Source organism: Neobacillus sp. BP17, assembly GCF_059579525.1.
Map to the genome: position 1 here is coordinate 573,560 of NZ_CM184198.1, position 18,182 is coordinate 591,741.

An 18,182-nucleotide genomic window follows, 5' to 3' on the forward strand; every position below is an offset into this window, starting at 1 on the left:
TTTGGGATCATCAACTATCGAAATTTCATATCCGAATGAAGAAAAAATTCAAGCAAATTACACAGGATCATAATGGCTCGATCGGTCTCATTTCTGGACCAATCGACCTGATATGCCCCCGTGCATTCGGTGCAAATCAAAAATGACTAATCCTGTACCAATAATTATAAGAGATTTAATTGAAGGATAGTTGTTACCAAAACGTTCATTGGTTATCGATAATCCTTGTTACAACTCTATATTTCTGCCATCGCGCATTGCGAAAAGAGAAATGAGAGAAATAACACCCGCAATCACTAGATAAAACGCTATAGGAACCCAAGAATCGTTAAAAACATTTAACAATGCAAGTGCAACCATAGGAGCGGTACCTCCAAACACAGCTGCACCAATCTGATTTCCGACAGAAATACCAGTCATACGTACATTTGTACTAAAGACTTCCGAGAACATTGTTCCCATTACGGCCTCAATCGGAGCCCATATAATTCCGATCGCAATAACGGTGGCAACCGTTAACCATAGGGCAGACTTAAGAGTTAACAGATAATAGTACGGGAAGGCAAATACAATCAACCCAATTGTTCCACCCATATATACAGCTTTTCTTCCCACTTTGTCTGACAATTTCCCCATCAAAGGGACCATGAAAATCGTTACTAAATTAGCAATTGCAACTGCATTCAGCACTGTCGACGTTTCATAACCAAGATATCCAGTTGCGTAAGCGATAATAAATGTTGCGAAGATGTAATATGGTCCTGTTTCTACAAATTTAGCCCCTACAGTAATTAACACAGCCTTCCAATGATAACGGAAAGTATCCACGATTGGGAGTTTAGCAATGTTACCGCTTTCTTTTGCCTTTTTAAAACTCGGCGTTTCATCTATACCGTTACGAATCCAAAGGCCAATGAAAATCAATATAGTACTTAGGAGAAACGGCAGGCGCCATCCCCATGCTAGAAATTGTTCTTCTGGCAGCTTATTTAGCAATGAGATGGACATTACTCCAAGCAGCATTCCGACTGGTACTCCGAGTTGTGGGATACTGCCATAAAACCCGCGGTTTCCTTTTTTTGAATATTCAACCGCCAATAGTACAGAACCGCCCCACTCCCCGCCAATTCCAAGCCCTTGGCACAAGCGCAGAGTAATAAGTAAAATTGGGGCCCAAATCCCAATAGTATTGTAATTTGGTAATAAACCAATCAAAAAGGTAGCTCCACCCATCAAGGATAAAGTTAGTATCAGCGTTTTCTTTCTCCCAATTTTATCGCCAATATGGCTAAAAATAACTCCACCTAATGGGCGAATGAAAAATGAAAGGCCAAACGATAGATAGGAAAGCATTAACCCAACTACCGGATCGTGACTCGGAAAAAATAGTTTATTAAATACCAGAGAAGCCATTGAACCATAAAGAAAAAAGTCAAACCACTCAATTGAACTTCCCACCATACTGGCTAATAAAGCTCTGTTTGTTCCCTTTTTAGAAACTTCTTTTTTAGAAATTTCTCTCTGAACAACCTCGGTCGCACGAGCTTGTGACATGTACATTCCTCCTCTATAAATGTTGTTAACATTTTTACAATGAAAATAGTGTTAAATAGTTAAAGGACATGATAGCTACAAATATTTCGTATATTTTTTCGTGTTGAAAGGAAAAGAACTTCCCCTCTGAAAAAAAGTAGTAATTAATAATCTCTTGGAGGAATGTCATGATGGTCGTGTTCCCTATTATTAAATAATAATTTAATAGAATCGCATGATTAAAAGGTTTTATCAGACAAAAGTAAGCGTTCACATTCTAATCAAAGGCATTCCTGCCTTTTTTGACCCAGCAACATTCTATTATGTATAGCCTATTGGGAAAGTTGAAGGTCGTATCCTAATGCACTATTTACTCTAGAGGTAGTGGCAAGTAGATGTTTTACCAACTCTTTCTGTTTAGACAAAATCCTAACTGTTGGTCCACATATACTAATGGCAGCAATAATTTTGCCCTGACGCGAAAAAACAGGAGCAGCTACACACGATACACCACTTTCAAATGTTTCATACGACAAATAATAACCTTTAAGCCTTACCTGTTCCAATTCCTCACGAATTTTGTTTGGATCAACCGTTGTATGAGGAGAAGAAGGTTCCAATTTTGCGGTTGATAGATAGTTTTCAACCATTGTTTGGTCACTGTAAGCTAATAACACTTTACCTAATCCTGTCGAATGAGGAGGTGAGGTTAAAGATAAATGGAATTGCAATCTCAAGCCAGACTCTTGATTCATGATTCGTTCCAATAGAACAACAACATTTGAATCCATTACCCCTAAGTGAACCAGTTCTTTAGTGGTAGATGATAATTCAACAAGATGTGGATGGGCTATTTTCCGAATATCCAGTCTGTTTTCAAATGCAGTGGCCAACTCTAAACAGGATAACCCTAGCTTATACTTTCCTGTATCGCTATCCTGAGCAATAAACCCTTTGTCTTTTAAAGCATCTAACAATTTGGATAAATAACTTTTTTTGAGGTCAAGTCTCTCAGCCATTTCTCCCAAACTACAATCCTCGTGTCTTATAAAAAACATTAAGATATCTAATGCGTGGGAAACATTTCCATAGGATGCACGCTTGTTTTCCGTCACATATATCACCTCCTCGACAATTATTTTAGTGAATGGCGTTACCCATTTTCCACTGGGTAAATCGTAAATTAAAAAAAATAAAAAATCAAGTGTATTTTCTGAGATTTGTGATTATTTGCATAACTACCCGATGGGAGTTTTCAAAGTAAAGACTGTACAAATGCCATTGTAGCAGGGGTTATGACCTATACAAATTATGAAAAAAGGACAACTTCCAAAAGGGAAATTGTCCTACAACATGGTCGTTTTCAGCCAATATTTAATTTTTTTATTGGAAGGTGATATTCTCTTTTCGTATGTTCTCTCGTGTCACTTCCAAAAATGCGCTTAAAGCGGGTGACATCCATTTGTCTTTGTGCCAAACTAATTGAGTGACGATCGGAAAGTCAGATCCAACCCATTTGAGTTCCGCAAGTCGCCCCTGAGCCACTTCTGTCTCCACTGCAATCTTCGGCAGAGCTGCTATTCCGATACCTGCCATAACACATTTTTTAATGGCTTCTACATCACCAAGTTCAAGTTTGCTTAATGGTTGTACACCAGCCTCCGTCAGTGAATCTTCAAATAAACGACGGTAATCGCATTCCTCTGTCACAAGTAGTGGCTGACCATTTAAGTCTAAAGCAGTTACTTTCTGCTTCTGGGCTAAAAAGTGATCTGGATGACTTACAATCACAATAGGCTCTGCAACTAGCGGTTCAACAATTAGGTTATCCGCAACAATAGGAGTCATAGATATTAACACTGCATCTAAAGCACCCTTAGCAAGAAGGCCACCGAAGTCCGCTTCAGATATTCCAGGACGAAAAACAAGTTGTACTTTAGGGAAACTATTTTGAAATTGTCTCAACAATGAGGGTAAACGATATGTGCACTGTGTTTCCGAAGCACATATGGTCAGTGTCCCGCTTGGCTCAACATTTTCCCCGATAATCATCTTTGCCTCTTCAGCAACCCCAAGAATCTTATCCGCATATAACTTAAAACGGTGACCTGCTTGACTTAAGATTACCCTTTTTCCTAATCGTTCGAACAGTGGAACACCAAGCTCGTCTTCCAGTGACTTAATTTGTGCAGTGATGCTTGATTGGGCAAAACAAAGAATTTCCGCGGTACGTGTAAAATTCAGTTCTTGGGCTGCAGTTTGAAAAATCATTAACTGTTTTAGTTCCATGGCTACCTCCTAAATCGGTTTTAATGATGATAATAATCAGAATATTCGTGTAGACCGATTATATCATTTCTTGTATGCTATTTGTAAGCGTAAACACTAAATTGCAAGAATTATTAATATTTTTTAACATTTTTACTTTTGTGAGGTCCTTTCCTTGCTGCATCACGTCGAACAATGAGTAAGCTAGTACAAAGTTAGTTCTATTCCCAAATGGGATGATTCACTTGATTACTGTCAAAATGGGCTTAAATCTAAAAGTAGAGAGGAAGTTAACTGGACATGTCAATGAGTTATAAGTATTTTATGCCAACCCGAGTGGAGTGCGGTAAAGGGATATCAGAAAAAACAGGAGAAATGGTAAAGGAATTAGGTGTTACTAGCGTTCTAATCGTTACAGATAAAGGGGTTAGGGCAGCGAATCTTTTAGAAGGAATTGAGAAATCGCTCCTGGCTGCGAACTTGCGCTATGACATTTACGATGAAGTAGAACCAAACCCATCAGCTGAAACAATACATAGAGGAACTGATTATCTCAAGCAACTTAATCATGGTGCTGTGTTAGCTATAGGTGGTGGAAGCAGCATAGACACTGCAAAGGGAATAGCAGCGATGGCTACCAACCCCGGCCATATCTTGGAGTATGAAGGGGTGGGCAAAATTAAAAGGCCGCCACTTCCAATTATCGCAATACCGACTACGGCAGGAACAGGGAGCGAAACTACGAATTCCACTATTGTAACCAACAGAGAAACTCACTTTAAATTAGCAGTCCTTAGCCCGATGTTGTTTCCAACTCTGGCCATACTGGATCCGACTCTTACTTTGAATCTTCCACAAGAAATCACAGCCGCGACGGGTATGGATGCTTTAACCCATGCAATAGAATCCTATACATCCAAAGCAGCGAGCCCAGTGAGCCAGGGATTCGCGATGCAGGCGATTAAAATGATTGGCGAAAATTTAACCAAATCATACTTCGTAGGAACTGATATCGAAAGCAGGGAAAAAATGCTGGTAGCCTCTATGATGGCTGGCGTTGCGTTTTCCCAGTCACGCTTAGGGAATGTTCACGCTATCTCTCATACCTTTGGCGGAGTCTTTAACATTCCGCACGGTATCGCAAATGCAGCGCTATTGCCTTTTGTTATGAAATTTAACTTACCAGCATGTGCCGATAAATATAAAGATATCGCGATCGCTTTAGGAAAGGATGTTCGCGGATTATCCATACAGGAGGCTGCTGGAAAAGCAATAGAATCTGTTATTGAAATGAATCAAGCCATGAAAATTCCTTTAAATATTAAGGAGTTGGGAGTCTCATTGGAATATTTGTCTAAATTAGTAGAAGATTCAATGAGGAGCGGAAACGTTCTTATTAACCCTAGACTGACAAGGCCTGCTGATATTAAACAGATCATTGAAAATGCTTACTATGGTAATTTAGAAGAGTTTCAAAAAGATATATATAATAAGGAAGAAACATTAATTTTGGCATAAGGATTATAAAATCCGTCGATACATTTAACTTTTGGCAAACTGATGTACAAATCGATTAACGAGGAGAAGGAGATTAATAATGGTGAGTATTGTTGAAAACAGTGTATTAACCTATAAAAACTTTATTAATGGAGATTGGACTGAGTCATCAGCAAACAAAGTGACTGGCAGCATCAACCCGGCAAACAAAAATGAAATCGTTGGCTACGTGCAGTCTTCCTCTCAAGAGGATGTGGATGCAGCAGTAGCAGCGGCTAAGCAGGCGAAAAAAGCATGGCGAAAACTTTCTGGAGCTGCAAGAGCCGACTATTTATATAAAGCAGCCAATATAATGGAAGAACGTCTTAGTGATATTGCAGAAACAATGACAAAAGAAATGGGAAAAACATTCGCAGAGGCAAAAGGGGAAACGGCACGCGGGATAGCTATTCTTCGCTATTATGCTGGCGAGGGGATGAGAAAAATCGGTGACGTTATTCCATCTACGGATAGTGAAGCGCTCATGTTTACCACACGTGTACCTCTCGGTGTGGTCGGTGTTATTTCACCTTGGAACTTTCCTGTAGCTATTCCGATTTGGAAGATGGCCCCGGCTCTAATCTATGGAAACACGGTTGTGCTGAAACCAGCTCAGGAGACTGCTGTTACCGCTGCTAAAGTAATCGAGTGTTTTGCCGAAGCAGGTATCCCAGCAGGGGTTGTAAATTTGGTCACAGGTCAGGGAAGCGTTATTGGTCAGAGGATTATTGAACATCCTGATATAAATGGCATCACTTTTACAGGCTCCAACACTGTAGGTAAAATGGTGGGACAAGGAGCTCTTGCGCGCGGAGCAAAATACCAGCTTGAAATGGGTGGTAAGAATCCTGTTATTATTGCAAATGATGCGGATCTTGATCTTGCTGTGGAAGGCACGATTAGCGGGGGCCTAAGGTCGACCGGACAGAAATGTACGGCAACAAGCCGCGTTTTCGTACAGACTGACGTGTATGATGAGTTTAAGGAAAAGCTCTTGGAAAAGGTTAGTGCACTAAAAGTTGGATGCGGAATGCAAGGGGAAACGTGGATGGGACCGTGCGCTAGTGAGAATCAATTAAATACGGTCCTATCATACATTCAAAAAGGGAAGGAAGAAGGAGCGACCCTCCTTTATGGCGGCGAAAGACCAGCAGAAAACGGAACGGAAAACGGTTTCTTCGTACAGCCTACGGTGTTCGAAAATGTCACAAATGACATGATTATCGCACGTGAAGAGATTTTTGGTCCGGTTCTTGCATTAATTAAAGTCGATACCCTAGAGGAAGCATTAGAACAATCAAATGATACAGAGTTTGGCTTGAGCGCATCTATTTATACGAAAAACATCAGTAACATGTTCTCTTTCATTAACGAAATGGAAGCGGGACTTGTAAGAGTAAATGCGGAAACAGCAGGTGTTGAACTCCAAGCTCCATTTGGCGGAATGAAGCAGTCCAGTTCTCATTCGCGGGAACAAGGGCAGGCTGCGATCGAGTTCTTTACTTCTATTAAAACGGTGTTTGTAAAAGCATAATCATAAGTTAATAGGAAGTCCCTCGTTTTTTTACGAGGGACTTCTATTTATCAAGTATCCGGATGAGCTTTGGTGACGCCATAAATCGTTGCATAAAGTCTGGGCTGAAAATGATAATTGAAAAATGAAAAATAAGGAGAGCTTACATATGAATTTAAATTTACAAGGGAAAAACGCTATTGTAATCGCCTCGAGTCAGGGCCTTGGAAAAGCCATCGCCGCACAATTAGTAGAAGAAGGAGTAAACGTGGTGATTTCGAGTCGTGATGAGAGAAAGCTGCAAAAAGTACAGGAGGAATTACATCAGCTCGGGAAAGGCAGGGTCGCCTATCATCGTGCCGATATTACGAATCTAGATGATATCCATTCATTGGTACAGTTCACCCGCGAAACGTTTGGAAAAATCGATATTTTGATTAACAATGCGGGGGGTCCTCCTGGAGGGACGTTTGAACAGATTTCTAATGAAGATTGGCAAAAAGCATTCGAATTGAATCTCTTTAGCTACATTAGAATTATTCGTGAAGTGCTGCCTGACATGAAGCAGGGTGGAGGAAGAATTATTAATATTGCTTCCACATCAATTAAACAGCCAATTCCAGGCCTCATTCTTTCTAATACATTCCGTCTAGGAATTGTAGGGCTGACTAAAACACTTGCTGAAGAACTTGCACCTTATAATATCTTAGTTAATACAGTTGCTCCAGGCAGAATCCAAACAGACAGGACTACTCATCTTGATCAACTGAATGCTGAAAAGCAGGGGATTTCCTTAGAAGAAGCAGAGATTCAGTCTAAAAGAGCCATACCTTTAGGAAGGTATGGCACACCCGAAGAATTCGCCAGAGTTGTAACCTTTCTTGTATCAGATGCAAGTACATATATAACCGGTAGTTCTGTACTTGTAGATGGCGGGATGGTTACGTCCATATAGTTAGCAGAAAAGAGGACAGTGGGCAAAATGCTCTCTGTCTTGTTTAAATTCATCGGTAAATTGAAAATGTTAAACAGTTAGTAGTTAAGGTGAAAATGAAACCAATCTCTTCGAAGTAATTTCCCAATGAGCGATGATCAGTCTCTTTTGGTGTTCGAGCCATTGAACAGAACGATCAGCGGTGCATGGTCCACATTCCAATATCCTTAAAGCCCAGCCGCTTATAAATCCGGCCTGCTTCAGGATTATCATAAAATAGGCAAAGGGTTTTGCCTTCATTTAGGACATCCTGAACCACTTTTTTCATAATAGAAGTGGCTAAGCCTTTTCGGCGATACTCTTTTCTGGTGCAGACACCTACAATCATTGCAGACATTGAATTTTCCGCTGCGGTTGAAACACAAGCGGTCATAACCCCATTTTCCTCTGTAAAATAGGTTCTTGATGTATTCGCCTCAATGGATTGTACCAAAACATCCCGGGCATCATCTCTAACATAAAATTCTTCAATAGATTTGCGGAGTTCTAAAATTTGATCAACGTCTTCGATGCTAGCCTTTTTATATACGATATCGTCAGGAGACAGGAATTTATTGGTACGACACTCGGCAAAATAAGTCACTTGTTTTTTACCAAGCTGAAGCTCATCATATGCTTCAAATTTTGCTACAATATCCGATTTTCCAGATAAGAGAATGGGCTGGCTGTAGTTTTTCATAATCGATACAAAGCCGCTTGTATCGAAATCTTCTTTTGCATAAGCTATAAAAGATTGATGGAACCTTAGAAGTACGGCTATTATTATATTCTCTTCATTAAATTCGGCCCAGAGTTCTTGGGACTCCGAAGAATAACCGAATGCCTCAATATCCCCGATGATAAATAGATTTATAGATGGTTCCTCACTTAAAAAAGCAAAAACCCGTTGATGGTCTTGGTCCGTAAGTTTTCTAATCACGGCAACTCCCCCTTATTTTCAAAAGGTAACGAAATAATTGGAAAATTTCAAGTGTTTTATAGAATTCTAGAACCTAAACCCTGAATTTTTCTATATTGTTGTGAAACAAGGGGGAGTATCCGTAAGTTTTAATATCTGAATAACTGAAAGTTATTCAAAAAAAGTCATACCCACTATTTTGTAAGCGTATAAATTATTGTTGAAGTTTCTAAAATAAGATTGCTAGTAAAGGGGATTATCGATGAAGAATAGAATTGACCCTGAATTGAGAGAGACGCTCGAATTATTTCCACCGCTTGATTTGGACAACCTAAAAGAATTTAGACAGTTTATGGCGGAGGCGGCAGATTCTATCGAAATACCAATAGACGAGCATGTTGCTATTTATGACCGGAGGATTCCTGGTCCAGAGGCTAACCTTGAAGTTAGGGTACGAATTTATGAACCAAAAGAAAAAGATGAGAGATTGCCTGCTCTTTTGTGGATTCACGGCGGCGGATATGTCCTTGGAACACCTGAGGAAAATGATGTTTTATGCCAACAATTTGTCATTGATGCGAATTGTGTGGTCATTTCTGTCGATTATCGATTAGCTCCTGAGGATCCATTTCCAGCAGGCTTGGAAGATTGCTATGCTGCCCTAAAATGGGTTTCTGAAAATGCTGATGACTTAAGTATTGATTCGTCCCGCATTGGAGCAGCGGGGGCTAGTGCAGGCGGAGGCTTAACGGCAGCACTCGCACTATTGGCCCGCGATCGAAAAGGTCCTAAATTATGTTTCCAAATGCCGCTATATCCGATGATTGATGATCACAATAATTCTCCATCTAGTTTGGAGATAACTGGAAATATGATTTGGAACCATGACCTCAATGAAAAAGGCTGGTCCATGTACCTCAATGGGGAAAATCGTACAGAAAATGTTTCGGAATATGCGGCGCCGGCGCGAGCAACCGACCTGACGGGGCTCCCATATACCTATACGTGCGTAGGGCAATTAGATCCATTCCGTGACGAGACACTTACTTATGTAACAAAGCTCAGCCAGGCTGGCGTTGATGTGGAATTCCACCTTTATCCTGGATGTTATCATGGATTTGAAGGACTAAATCCGAACGCTTCTATTAGTCAGCGTGCCGTTGCTGAGTATGTGGGTGCTGTAAAGCATGTACTGCACCGTAAGAGTACAGTGAAAAATAGGTAAAACATAGTTTCACTAAAAGTAAACAAAAAAGGCGGACAGTCCCACTGTCTGCCTTTTTGATTTACTTTTTCTTCTTTGTAGGAAACTGATTAGAAATAGGTAGAAATATTATAAAAAAGGGTAATGATTTCGAAAAAATAAAATAGTAGATTTTTTTATAATGATACTAATGGAAGTCTAAATAAGCCTTCTTCTGCTTAATGAAAGGAGCTAATTGTATTGAAAACCAAACTAATGGGAAGGTACGTTATTGGTTACGATGGAGTAGACCACGTCTTAATTGAAAATGCAGAAGTTGTTTTTGAAAATGATAAGATCATCTTTGTCGGCAAAAATTATCTTGGCAAAGTGGACAAGGTAATCGATATGGGGAAAGCCATCATTAGTCCGGGGTTTATCGATTTAAATGCATTGGGTGATATTGACCATGATATTTTACATTTAGAGGCAAGAACAAACAGACAGAATAACCTGCTTTGGTCGGAGCAGTATATAAAAAATGGAAACCATGAAGTTATGACAGCTGAGGAAGAAGATTTCAAATCCCTTTATGCCTACTCACAACTGATTCTCCATGGGGTTACTACTGCGATGCCAATTACATCGGTACTTTATAAAAAATGGGCAGAAACGTACGAGGAGCTTACTGCCGCAGCAGACCATGCTGGAAGTTTGGGATTAAGAATCTATCTTGGGCCAAGCTACCAATCTGGAATCAGGATGGTAAAACCTGATGGTACGATCCAACTGTACTGGGATGAAGAAGCAGGAAAGGCTGGATTATATGATGCTGTAAGGTTTGTAGAAGAATTTGACGGAGCTTATGATGGATTAGTTAGAGGGATGCTGGCACCCGAACGAATTGAGTGTCAGACCTCAGAAAGTTTGACACAAACAAAATACTATAGTGATAAATTAGGAGTTCCAATTAAACTTCATGCAGCACAAGGAGACTTTGAATATCATACCATCGTTGAAAAACACGGTGTAACCCCTATTCGTTATTTATATGACCTTGGTTTTTTAGGACCAAAAACAGGAATCCCGCATGCCCACTTTATTGCTGGTTATAGTGAAGCGAAATTTGGTGAGGGTAATGATTTAGCCCTTCTGAAAGAAACGAATACAACGGTTATTCATTGTCCTTTAATCATTGGCAGGCATACTTCGGCATTAGAATCATTTGCTAGATATAAACGGGCAGGTATCAATTTAGCACTAGGAACAGATACATTTCCGCCAGATATGTTTCAAAACATTCGAACAGGCAGCATGTTTTCCCGATTCATAGAAAAGGAAGTCGAGGGTTCCACGTACGCCGATTTCTTTCGGGCGGCCACACTTGGAGCAGCTGCGTTCCTTGGAAGAAATGACCTTGGCCGTTTAGCTGTTGGGGCGAAAGCAGATATTATTGCCATTGACTTAAATGGATATCATTTAGGAGTTCTCGATGACCCAATCCGAACGATGATTGTAAGCGGAACAGGAAGAGATGTGAAACTGTCCATAATAAACGGAAGGATTGTAATGAAGGACCAAAAAATACCTAATCTTGATTTAGAAGAAATGAAAACCAAGGGACAACAATATTTTAACAAAATGAGAAAAGGATATTTCGAAAGAGATTATCAGCAATTGACTGAAAGAGAATTGTTTCCCCCCTCCTTCAAAATAGTGGATTCCATCTGATTTTAAAAAAAGAAGTAAAGAAATTGATAAATAAAGTAAAGATTTTCAAAATAAAATTATCTGAATATTTTTTATAATTAGACAAACGGATGTAAAATTTATAAAAATATTCAGGGGGTAGTGATTATGAAAGCTAGGCAGGGGCTTGGAAGATTATTTTTAGTAATATTGACGGTGTTTGTCATTACCGGCTGTTCGACAAGTAAAGATGCTAGCACAAAAAACAATGGTAAAAGCACAGAATCTAAGGATGGCGGTACATTAGTTATTGCCCGATTGTCAGACGCTGAAAATCTAGATCAACAGTTTATGTCAACAATCAATGCTGCAAGTGTTACCCATCGCAAAATCTATGAGGGGTTAGTTGGCCGTGATCATAATGGTGAAATCCAGCCATTGCTGGCGGAAAAATGGGAGCAACTAGATGATACGAGATGGGAGTTTAAATTACGAGAAGGTGTTCAATTTCATGACGGGTCCGCTTTTAATGCCAATGCTGTAAAAGCTACCTTTGATCGACTTTTAGATCCAAAGGTGGCATCACCTAGAGCTATTGTTTTTAAAATGGTAAAAGAAGTAAAGGTAATTGATGACTACACCGTTCAATTTATATTAACAGAGCCGTTTGCTCCATTACTCTCTATTTTGGCCAGTCATGAAGGCGGGATTATTAGTCCAAAAACTATCGAGAAATACGGGAAAAACATTATTAAAGAACCAAATGGGACAGGTCCATTTGTATTCAAATCATGGACACCTGGACAAGAAATTGAATTAACAAAAAACAATAGATATTGGGGAGATAAGGCGAAGATCGATAAAGTCGTATTTAAGGTTGTACCCGAGGAAACAACTAGAATCTCCATGCTAGAAACAGGTGAAGCTCAAATAGCTGAACCCCTTTCTGTACCAATGATGGACACCGTAAAGGCTTCACAAGCAATCGATGTTTACCGTAGTGAAGGATATGGAACAGAGTATATTGGCTTTAATGTTCAAAAGAAACCATTTAATAATGAAAAGGTTCGAATGGCCATCGCCCATGCGGTTGAAATGGATTCCATTATTAAAGGTGTCTATAATAATGTGGGAAAAAGGGCTAATTCCTTATTAGGCTCAAAGGTTTTCGGTTACCATCCTAATATGGAATCGTATAAATATAACTTAAATGAAGCAAAGAGATTACTAGCTGAAGCAGGTTATCCAAATGGTTTTGAAGTTACACTTAAAACGATGGATAGCAAAGAAAGAGTGAACATGGCTGAAGTTCTGCAATCACAGTTAAAAGGTATTGGTGTCAATTTAAAAATTCAGGTGTTGGAATACGGTACGTTTGTTGACCAAGTAAATAAGGGGGACTCTGAAATGTTTATCCTTAGCTGGAGAAATGCTACAGGTGATGCGGATTATAATCAGTATAACCTTTTCCATACAAGCTCGCAGGGTGGAGCGGGGAATACCTTCTTTTACAGTAATAAACAGGTCGATCGTTTAATAGAGGCTGCACGCAGTGAAAAAGACCAAGAAAAACGAAAAGAACTATACGCGAAGTCACAAGAAATAGAAATGAAAGAGGCTGTTTATATTCCTGTTCGAGTGATTGAAAATTTAGCGGCTGTTGGAAAAGGCGTAAAAGGTTTTTCTATTAGTCCATCGGGCTATTTAGAAATAAATGATGTGTCAATTCACTAAGATGCATCTTGAAAGAGGGATATCCATTTTAGGTAACCTCTTTTATCGTGGTAGTTAACAATGAAAGGATGAATGGAAATGAATAGCAAGTATTGGTTAAAGAATGCACATATAGAAACAGGGTATAATGAAGAAAATGGTAGAGTTGTAGGAACTATGACTGAGAGGTGTCATTTATTAATAGAGGATGGGAAAATTTCAAAAATAATAAAACCTTCGGAGCCATTTGAATTTGGGTTACCTGTAATTGATGCAAAAGGAATGCTTTTGCTTCCTTCTTTCATCGAAAAGCATGTACACCTTGATAAAACCTATATGGGTGATCAATGGCGTGCTTGTATCCCTGCTTCAGGTGTAATTGAACGCTGTGATATTGAAAAGAATATCCTGGCTTCTATCGCATCTAGCACACAAAAACGTGCTGAATCCTTGCTTGAAGTATTACTATCATACGGATCCACCCATGTCAGAACACATGTTGATATATATCCTGAGGTGAGATTGCAAAACTTAGAAGGTGTTCAACAAGCTCTAGAAGCTTATTCCAATAAAATAAGCTCTGAAATTGTTGCGTTTGCCCAGCATGGCTTGCTCCGTCCAGGAACAGTAGAGCTTGTAAGAGAAGCTTTGAGAAAGGGGGCAGGGATAGTCGGAGCTGTTGATCCAGCAACGGTCGACAATAATATTGAAGCATCATTGGTACAGTTAATGGATTTAGCAGTTGAAGGTGATGCCGATATTGATTTGCATTTACATGATCCTGGTCACTTAGGTACTTTCACGATGAAACGTCTTGCATATTTAACGAAACAAGCTGGCTGGGAAGGAAGAGTAGCAATCAGTCATGCCTTTGGACTTGGAGATGTATCGAGGGAAGAAGCCGTAGATATGGCTGAATTATTAAGGGAGGCAGGTATTTCGATTGTGACGAGCCTCCCAATTGGCAGAAACATTCCTCCAGTAAGCCTGCTCTCAGAATGTGGTGTTAATGTGGCCATTGGAAATGATAATATTTTTGATTCATGGTGGCCGACTGGAAATGGAGACGTTCTTGAAAGGCTAGGCCGACTAATTGAACGGAGTCGATGGACAGATGAAGTTTCTCTCTCGCAAGCATTAAAATATATTTCTGGTGGTTTGACGCCTTTAGACAGAGATGGCAGAAAGCAATGGCCAAAAGAAGGGGATGCTGCCAATATGATTTTAGTAGAAGCAAGTTGTTCTGCCGAAGTCGTTGCCAGACGTTCAAACCGAAAGGCAGTCTTTTATCAAGGTACCTTGGTTTCAGGTTCCATTAGCTAGATATTAATAGAAAAGGGGGATGAAAACATCATCTCCCTTTTGCTATACTTGCCAAATCCTTATTTGTTCTACTGGCGAGTATCAGTTTATTCAAATAAATAAATAGTAAATATAGGACGACTGAAACGATGATCCCCGTAAACCACGAAATATTATAAATCGGTTCAAGGATATCAATAAATCTACCAATCAGGCTAATACCCCCAGCGAATAGAGTGGTAAGCAGCGCAGGCCAGTTTACTCCGTTTGAGAAACAGCCCTTACCATTTGGAAAGTATAATTCTTGTAAATTGATTTCTCTTTTCTTAATAATAAAATAATCCGCAAGCATCACACCAATTACAGGGCTTAACATTCCACCGACCATATTTAAAAAAGTAAAAATGCTTGTAGGACTCTCCATCAGCTTCCAAGGCATAATGAGTAATCCAATAATGGTACCAATGAAGGCACCAGATTTAAAGTTTAATCTTTTCGGGGATAAGGAGGCCAGTTGATACCCTGCAGGAATAATGTTACCTACAATGTTTACAGATAATGTCGTTAAACAAATAGTAAGCAGGGAAAGGACAATGGCAAATTTGCTATCAAATCGATTAATCACTTCAAGAACATTCCAGATTGGAACTCCGAAAGCAATTTCAGACCCAACGATGATGGTAATACTTGCAACAGCAAACAATAAATAGGTAAGTAGAAGTCCAACAACTTGACCACATGACTGGCCTCTATTGGTGCACGAATACCTGGTAACATCAGAAACGCTTAGTATTTGTGCCACCCATGTTGCTAATATCGCTGAAATACAGCTTAGGATGATCAAAATACTATTTCCTTCTACACCTTTCCCGCTATAGTTTAAGATTGGGATAATTCCGCCTGCTAAATTAATTGCCCAAATGGACATTCCGCCAAAAACAACAAATACCAATGGAGAGAGTAGCTTTGTTAACTTTCCTAATGCATCTACCCCTGCAAAAATAAAAAAGACATGAATCATCCAAAAGAGGAGAAGGGATATAAGGTTGGCTAAAGATAATCCTAAAAAACTCCAATCTGCTCCTAACGTTGGATAGGGCTCCCAAAATTCTGCAATTAAAATAGTTACGGCAAGGCTTCCAGCATAGGTTTGCAGACCGAACCACATAATGGCTGCGATGATCCCCCTTAATACCCCTGGTATAATTGCTCCTTTGCGACCAAAACTGGTTCGGAGCAAGATGGAGAAAGGGATTCCATATTTCCCCCCTGCATGACCATTCAATGCCATCATTCCGGCGAGTATTATCGATGAAATCATAATGATACAAAATACCTGCCATATGGATAATCCTAATGCAAAGAAACCGCCAATGGTAACATAGGATGGAACATTATGAACCGAACCTATCCAAATGGAGAAGTAATGGCTAAACTTCCATGTTCTAGCTTCCAGCTTTGTTGGTAATAAATCTGTGTTATCCGAGAATGAATCATCAAGGATGACTTGCTTTTCTCCCAATGCTGTTTTCCTCCAATCTTCTATTAATGCATGATCCTAGTGGATACTGTTTGGAAAATAAAAACCAATAGACAAACAACACTAGAAATAATGAAGCTTAACCAGATGATCGTTAAGTTATTATTCATCGGAATAAATATATAGCCCCCCAAGGCACCAATCAAAGAGGAAAAGGGGATGATTGATGGAATCGATTTGTTACTTAGAACCGTAAATAACATCGGTACAATGATGGCAGCATAAATATTCCCAGAGAAAAACAATAATTGTAGCGGAGCAGGTTTAAAAATACTCACGATTATTAGTAAACCTATACAAATACTTCCTGAAAAAATATAAGTGAATTTCCATCTTTCATGGTCAGATAAAGGACGAAATAATTCGATAATATTTTTTACAACCAAGGTAGTCGTCGCATGAAGTTCTGCACTAATTGCCGACGAAATCGCACTAAAGCAAAATAAAACAAATAAAACAATTAGCATGGTAGATTGTATTTTATCAACAAGTTCAAACAGTAACGAATAAATATCTTTATAGCTTCTGCCAAACATAATAATCATTAGCAGGGAGGTTAGAGCTAGTGGGATTGTAGCCCATATTACTCCTGCTAGAGTAAAGGTCATTTGAACTTTTTCCTTTTTGATGATAAATAATCTCTGCCATGTTGCTCGATCAATTATGACCTGTCCAAAGCCAATCAAAATCGCTGTGGAAATAAACCAAATCGAATCTGTATTTTTATAGAATAAAATATAAGGATGAAACAGTTTAAGCCCTTCATATACAGGATGGACACCTTCCTGAATATAAAAATAGACAGGAATGACTAAAACAGCGCCGAAGATCAATGAGACATTCACACCTGATAACTGGTGCAGCCGCTGCATGCCGCCAACACCGCCTACAAAAAAACAAAAGCCTAAAAACAATAGCATTCCTATAAACACAGGCAAAGGGAACAGAATATGAATGAGGATTCCCGCTCCCATTGCTTGGATAAATAAGGAATGCAGGCTGGTAATGAGAAGAATTGTAATGACATACCAGTAGCCGCTTGGTGATAATTTTTTTCTCAGTACATCTCCAATCGTTTGCTCATCAGGATATTTTTCTCTAATGAATTTGGCTAAAAACCCAAACAAGATGAGCGCCAAAGCCCCCATTAAAGAATAGCCAATTCCACCAGTTAATCCGTATTTGATTAATGTTTCTGGAGAAGAGAGGATCGTATTGCCAGTTATCCACCTCGCTAATAGACTAACAACCCCAAAGCTTACCCCCAATTTAATCGCACCGCTTATATATAACTGATAAGAACTTCTATTCAACGGTATGTCTCCTTTAATCGATAGTCACTCGGTGATTGTCCAGTCAATTTCCGAAAGATTTGACTAAAGTAATGCTGGCTATTGAATCCACATCTTTCTGAAATCGTGCTAATGCTTAAATCAGGATGATTAATTAACATTTTTTGAGCTTCCTTTAAACGATAATCATTTAAATATTCAGAGAAGCCCATCCCTACTTCTTCGTGAAATTTTCTGCTTAAATAGGCAGGGTTAATGTGAATCTTTGAAGCTAAATAATTTAATGTTAATTTTTCACTATATTCCTGATGTATAATTTGTAAGGCGTTTACGATTTGCTCCGTATATCGTCCCAACCGCTCATACCTGCTTAATACGTTCAAAAGCTCTTCTTCAATGACAGGCTTCGTAATATAATCAACTACCCCAATTCTTATCGAGCTTTGAGCATATTCAAAGTTCTGAAAAGCAGTAACCATGATAATATCCATTGAATAAGAGCGAGTGAGTTCCATCGCTAATTCCAAACCTGATTTACCTGGAAGTTGGATATCAAGAAATGCTAGAAAGATATCATGTTGTTTGACGATTTGAATGGCTTGCGAAGCATCTAGAGCCTTAAAAAACTTCCAGTTTGGAAACTTTTTTTGAATTAAGTATTCGAGCAGTTCTAATTCAAGTGGTTCATCATCAACTAAAAGAATATTCATTTGGAGGGACC

The 18,182-nt window shown here is 39.2% G+C and carries 14 protein-coding genes; 7 read left to right on the top strand and 7 right to left on the bottom strand.

Features of this window, described 5'->3' with window-relative positions; genetic code table 11:
- Positions 1-228 precede the first annotated feature (228 nt).
- The 3 genes from AC4QJR_RS02805 to AC4QJR_RS02815 form a co-directional block, all read right to left on the bottom strand.
- Positions 229-1,461 (bottom strand): MFS transporter, encoded by a 1,233-nt coding sequence (locus AC4QJR_RS02805; RefSeq protein ID WP_496526602.1) that lies wholly within the window; start codon positions 1,459-1,461, stop codon positions 229-231.
- 404 nt (positions 1,462-1,865) lie between these two features.
- The gene (locus AC4QJR_RS02810) at positions 1,866-2,648 is read right to left on the bottom strand and encodes an IclR family transcriptional regulator (RefSeq protein ID WP_496525196.1); all 783 of its coding nucleotides are present in this window, start codon (positions 2,646-2,648) and stop codon (positions 1,866-1,868) included.
- 268 nt (positions 2,649-2,916) lie between these two features.
- Positions 2,917-3,822 (bottom strand): LysR family transcriptional regulator, encoded by a 906-nt coding sequence (locus AC4QJR_RS02815; RefSeq protein ID WP_251463321.1) that lies wholly within the window; start codon positions 3,820-3,822, stop codon positions 2,917-2,919.
- Positions 3,823-4,101: 279 nt separating this feature from the next.
- Here AC4QJR_RS02815 and AC4QJR_RS02820 point away from each other — a divergent pair, with 279 nt between their 5' ends.
- The 3 genes from AC4QJR_RS02820 to AC4QJR_RS02830 all read left to right on the top strand — a co-directional run bounded on the left by AC4QJR_RS02820 (position 4,102) and on the right by AC4QJR_RS02830 (position 7,805).
- A complete protein-coding gene (locus AC4QJR_RS02820; protein ID WP_251463320.1) occupies positions 4,102-5,319 on the top strand; it encodes an iron-containing alcohol dehydrogenase in 1,218 nt (405 codons plus the stop codon).
- A gap of 79 nt (positions 5,320-5,398) precedes the next feature.
- A complete protein-coding gene (gene gucD, locus AC4QJR_RS02825; RefSeq protein ID WP_496525197.1) occupies positions 5,399-6,871 on the top strand; it encodes an alpha-ketoglutaric semialdehyde dehydrogenase GucD in 1,473 nt (490 codons plus the stop codon).
- A 148-nt stretch (positions 6,872-7,019) separates the two neighbouring features.
- Positions 7,020-7,805 carry an SDR family oxidoreductase gene (locus AC4QJR_RS02830; protein WP_375374268.1) on the top strand — a complete coding sequence of 262 codons (786 nt, stop codon included), beginning with the start codon at positions 7,020-7,022 and terminating at the stop codon, positions 7,803-7,805.
- 175 nt (positions 7,806-7,980) lie between these two features.
- Here the strand turns inward: AC4QJR_RS02830 and AC4QJR_RS02835 are convergent, their stop codons facing one another.
- Positions 7,981-8,763 (bottom strand): GNAT family N-acetyltransferase, encoded by a 783-nt coding sequence (locus tag AC4QJR_RS02835; RefSeq protein ID WP_496525198.1) that lies wholly within the window; start codon positions 8,761-8,763, stop codon positions 7,981-7,983.
- A 241-nt stretch (positions 8,764-9,004) separates the two neighbouring features.
- On the opposite strand from AC4QJR_RS02835, the gene AC4QJR_RS02840 reads away from it, so the two are divergent.
- From AC4QJR_RS02840 to AC4QJR_RS02855, 4 genes are all read left to right on the top strand, one after another.
- Positions 9,005-9,967, top strand: a complete 963-nt coding sequence (locus tag AC4QJR_RS02840) for an alpha/beta hydrolase (RefSeq protein WP_496525199.1) — start codon at positions 9,005-9,007, stop codon at positions 9,965-9,967.
- 219 nt (positions 9,968-10,186) lie between these two features.
- Complete coding sequence (locus AC4QJR_RS02845) at positions 10,187-11,656, top strand: amidohydrolase family protein (RefSeq protein WP_496525200.1); 1,470 nt, start codon at positions 10,187-10,189, stop codon at positions 11,654-11,656.
- Positions 11,657-11,782: 126 nt separating this feature from the next.
- Complete coding sequence (locus AC4QJR_RS02850; protein WP_496525201.1) at positions 11,783-13,348, top strand: glutathione ABC transporter substrate-binding protein; 1,566 nt, start codon at positions 11,783-11,785, stop codon at positions 13,346-13,348.
- Positions 13,349-13,426: 78 nt separating this feature from the next.
- A complete protein-coding gene (locus AC4QJR_RS02855; RefSeq protein WP_496525202.1) occupies positions 13,427-14,650 on the top strand; it encodes an amidohydrolase in 1,224 nt (407 codons plus the stop codon).
- A gap of 28 nt (positions 14,651-14,678) precedes the next feature.
- Here AC4QJR_RS02855 and AC4QJR_RS02860 read toward each other — a convergent pair whose 3' ends face one another.
- The 3 genes from AC4QJR_RS02860 to AC4QJR_RS02870 are packed head-to-tail and all read right to left on the bottom strand — an operon-like array spanning position 14,679 to position 18,171.
- On the bottom strand, positions 14,679-16,151 hold the full coding sequence (locus tag AC4QJR_RS02860; RefSeq protein ID WP_496525203.1) for an NCS1 family nucleobase:cation symporter-1: 1,473 nt from the start codon (positions 16,149-16,151) through the stop codon (positions 14,679-14,681).
- Between the two features lie 23 nt (positions 16,152-16,174).
- Positions 16,175-17,482: an SLC5/6 family protein gene (locus AC4QJR_RS02865; RefSeq protein WP_496525204.1), complete on the bottom strand. Its 1,308-nt coding sequence runs from the start codon at positions 17,480-17,482 to the stop codon at positions 16,175-16,177.
- Positions 17,479-18,171, bottom strand: a complete 693-nt coding sequence (locus tag AC4QJR_RS02870; RefSeq protein WP_496525205.1) for a response regulator transcription factor — start codon at positions 18,169-18,171, stop codon at positions 17,479-17,481. Before AC4QJR_RS02870 ends, AC4QJR_RS02865 begins: the two co-directional genes overlap by 4 nt.
- Positions 18,172-18,182: the final 11 nt, after the last annotated feature.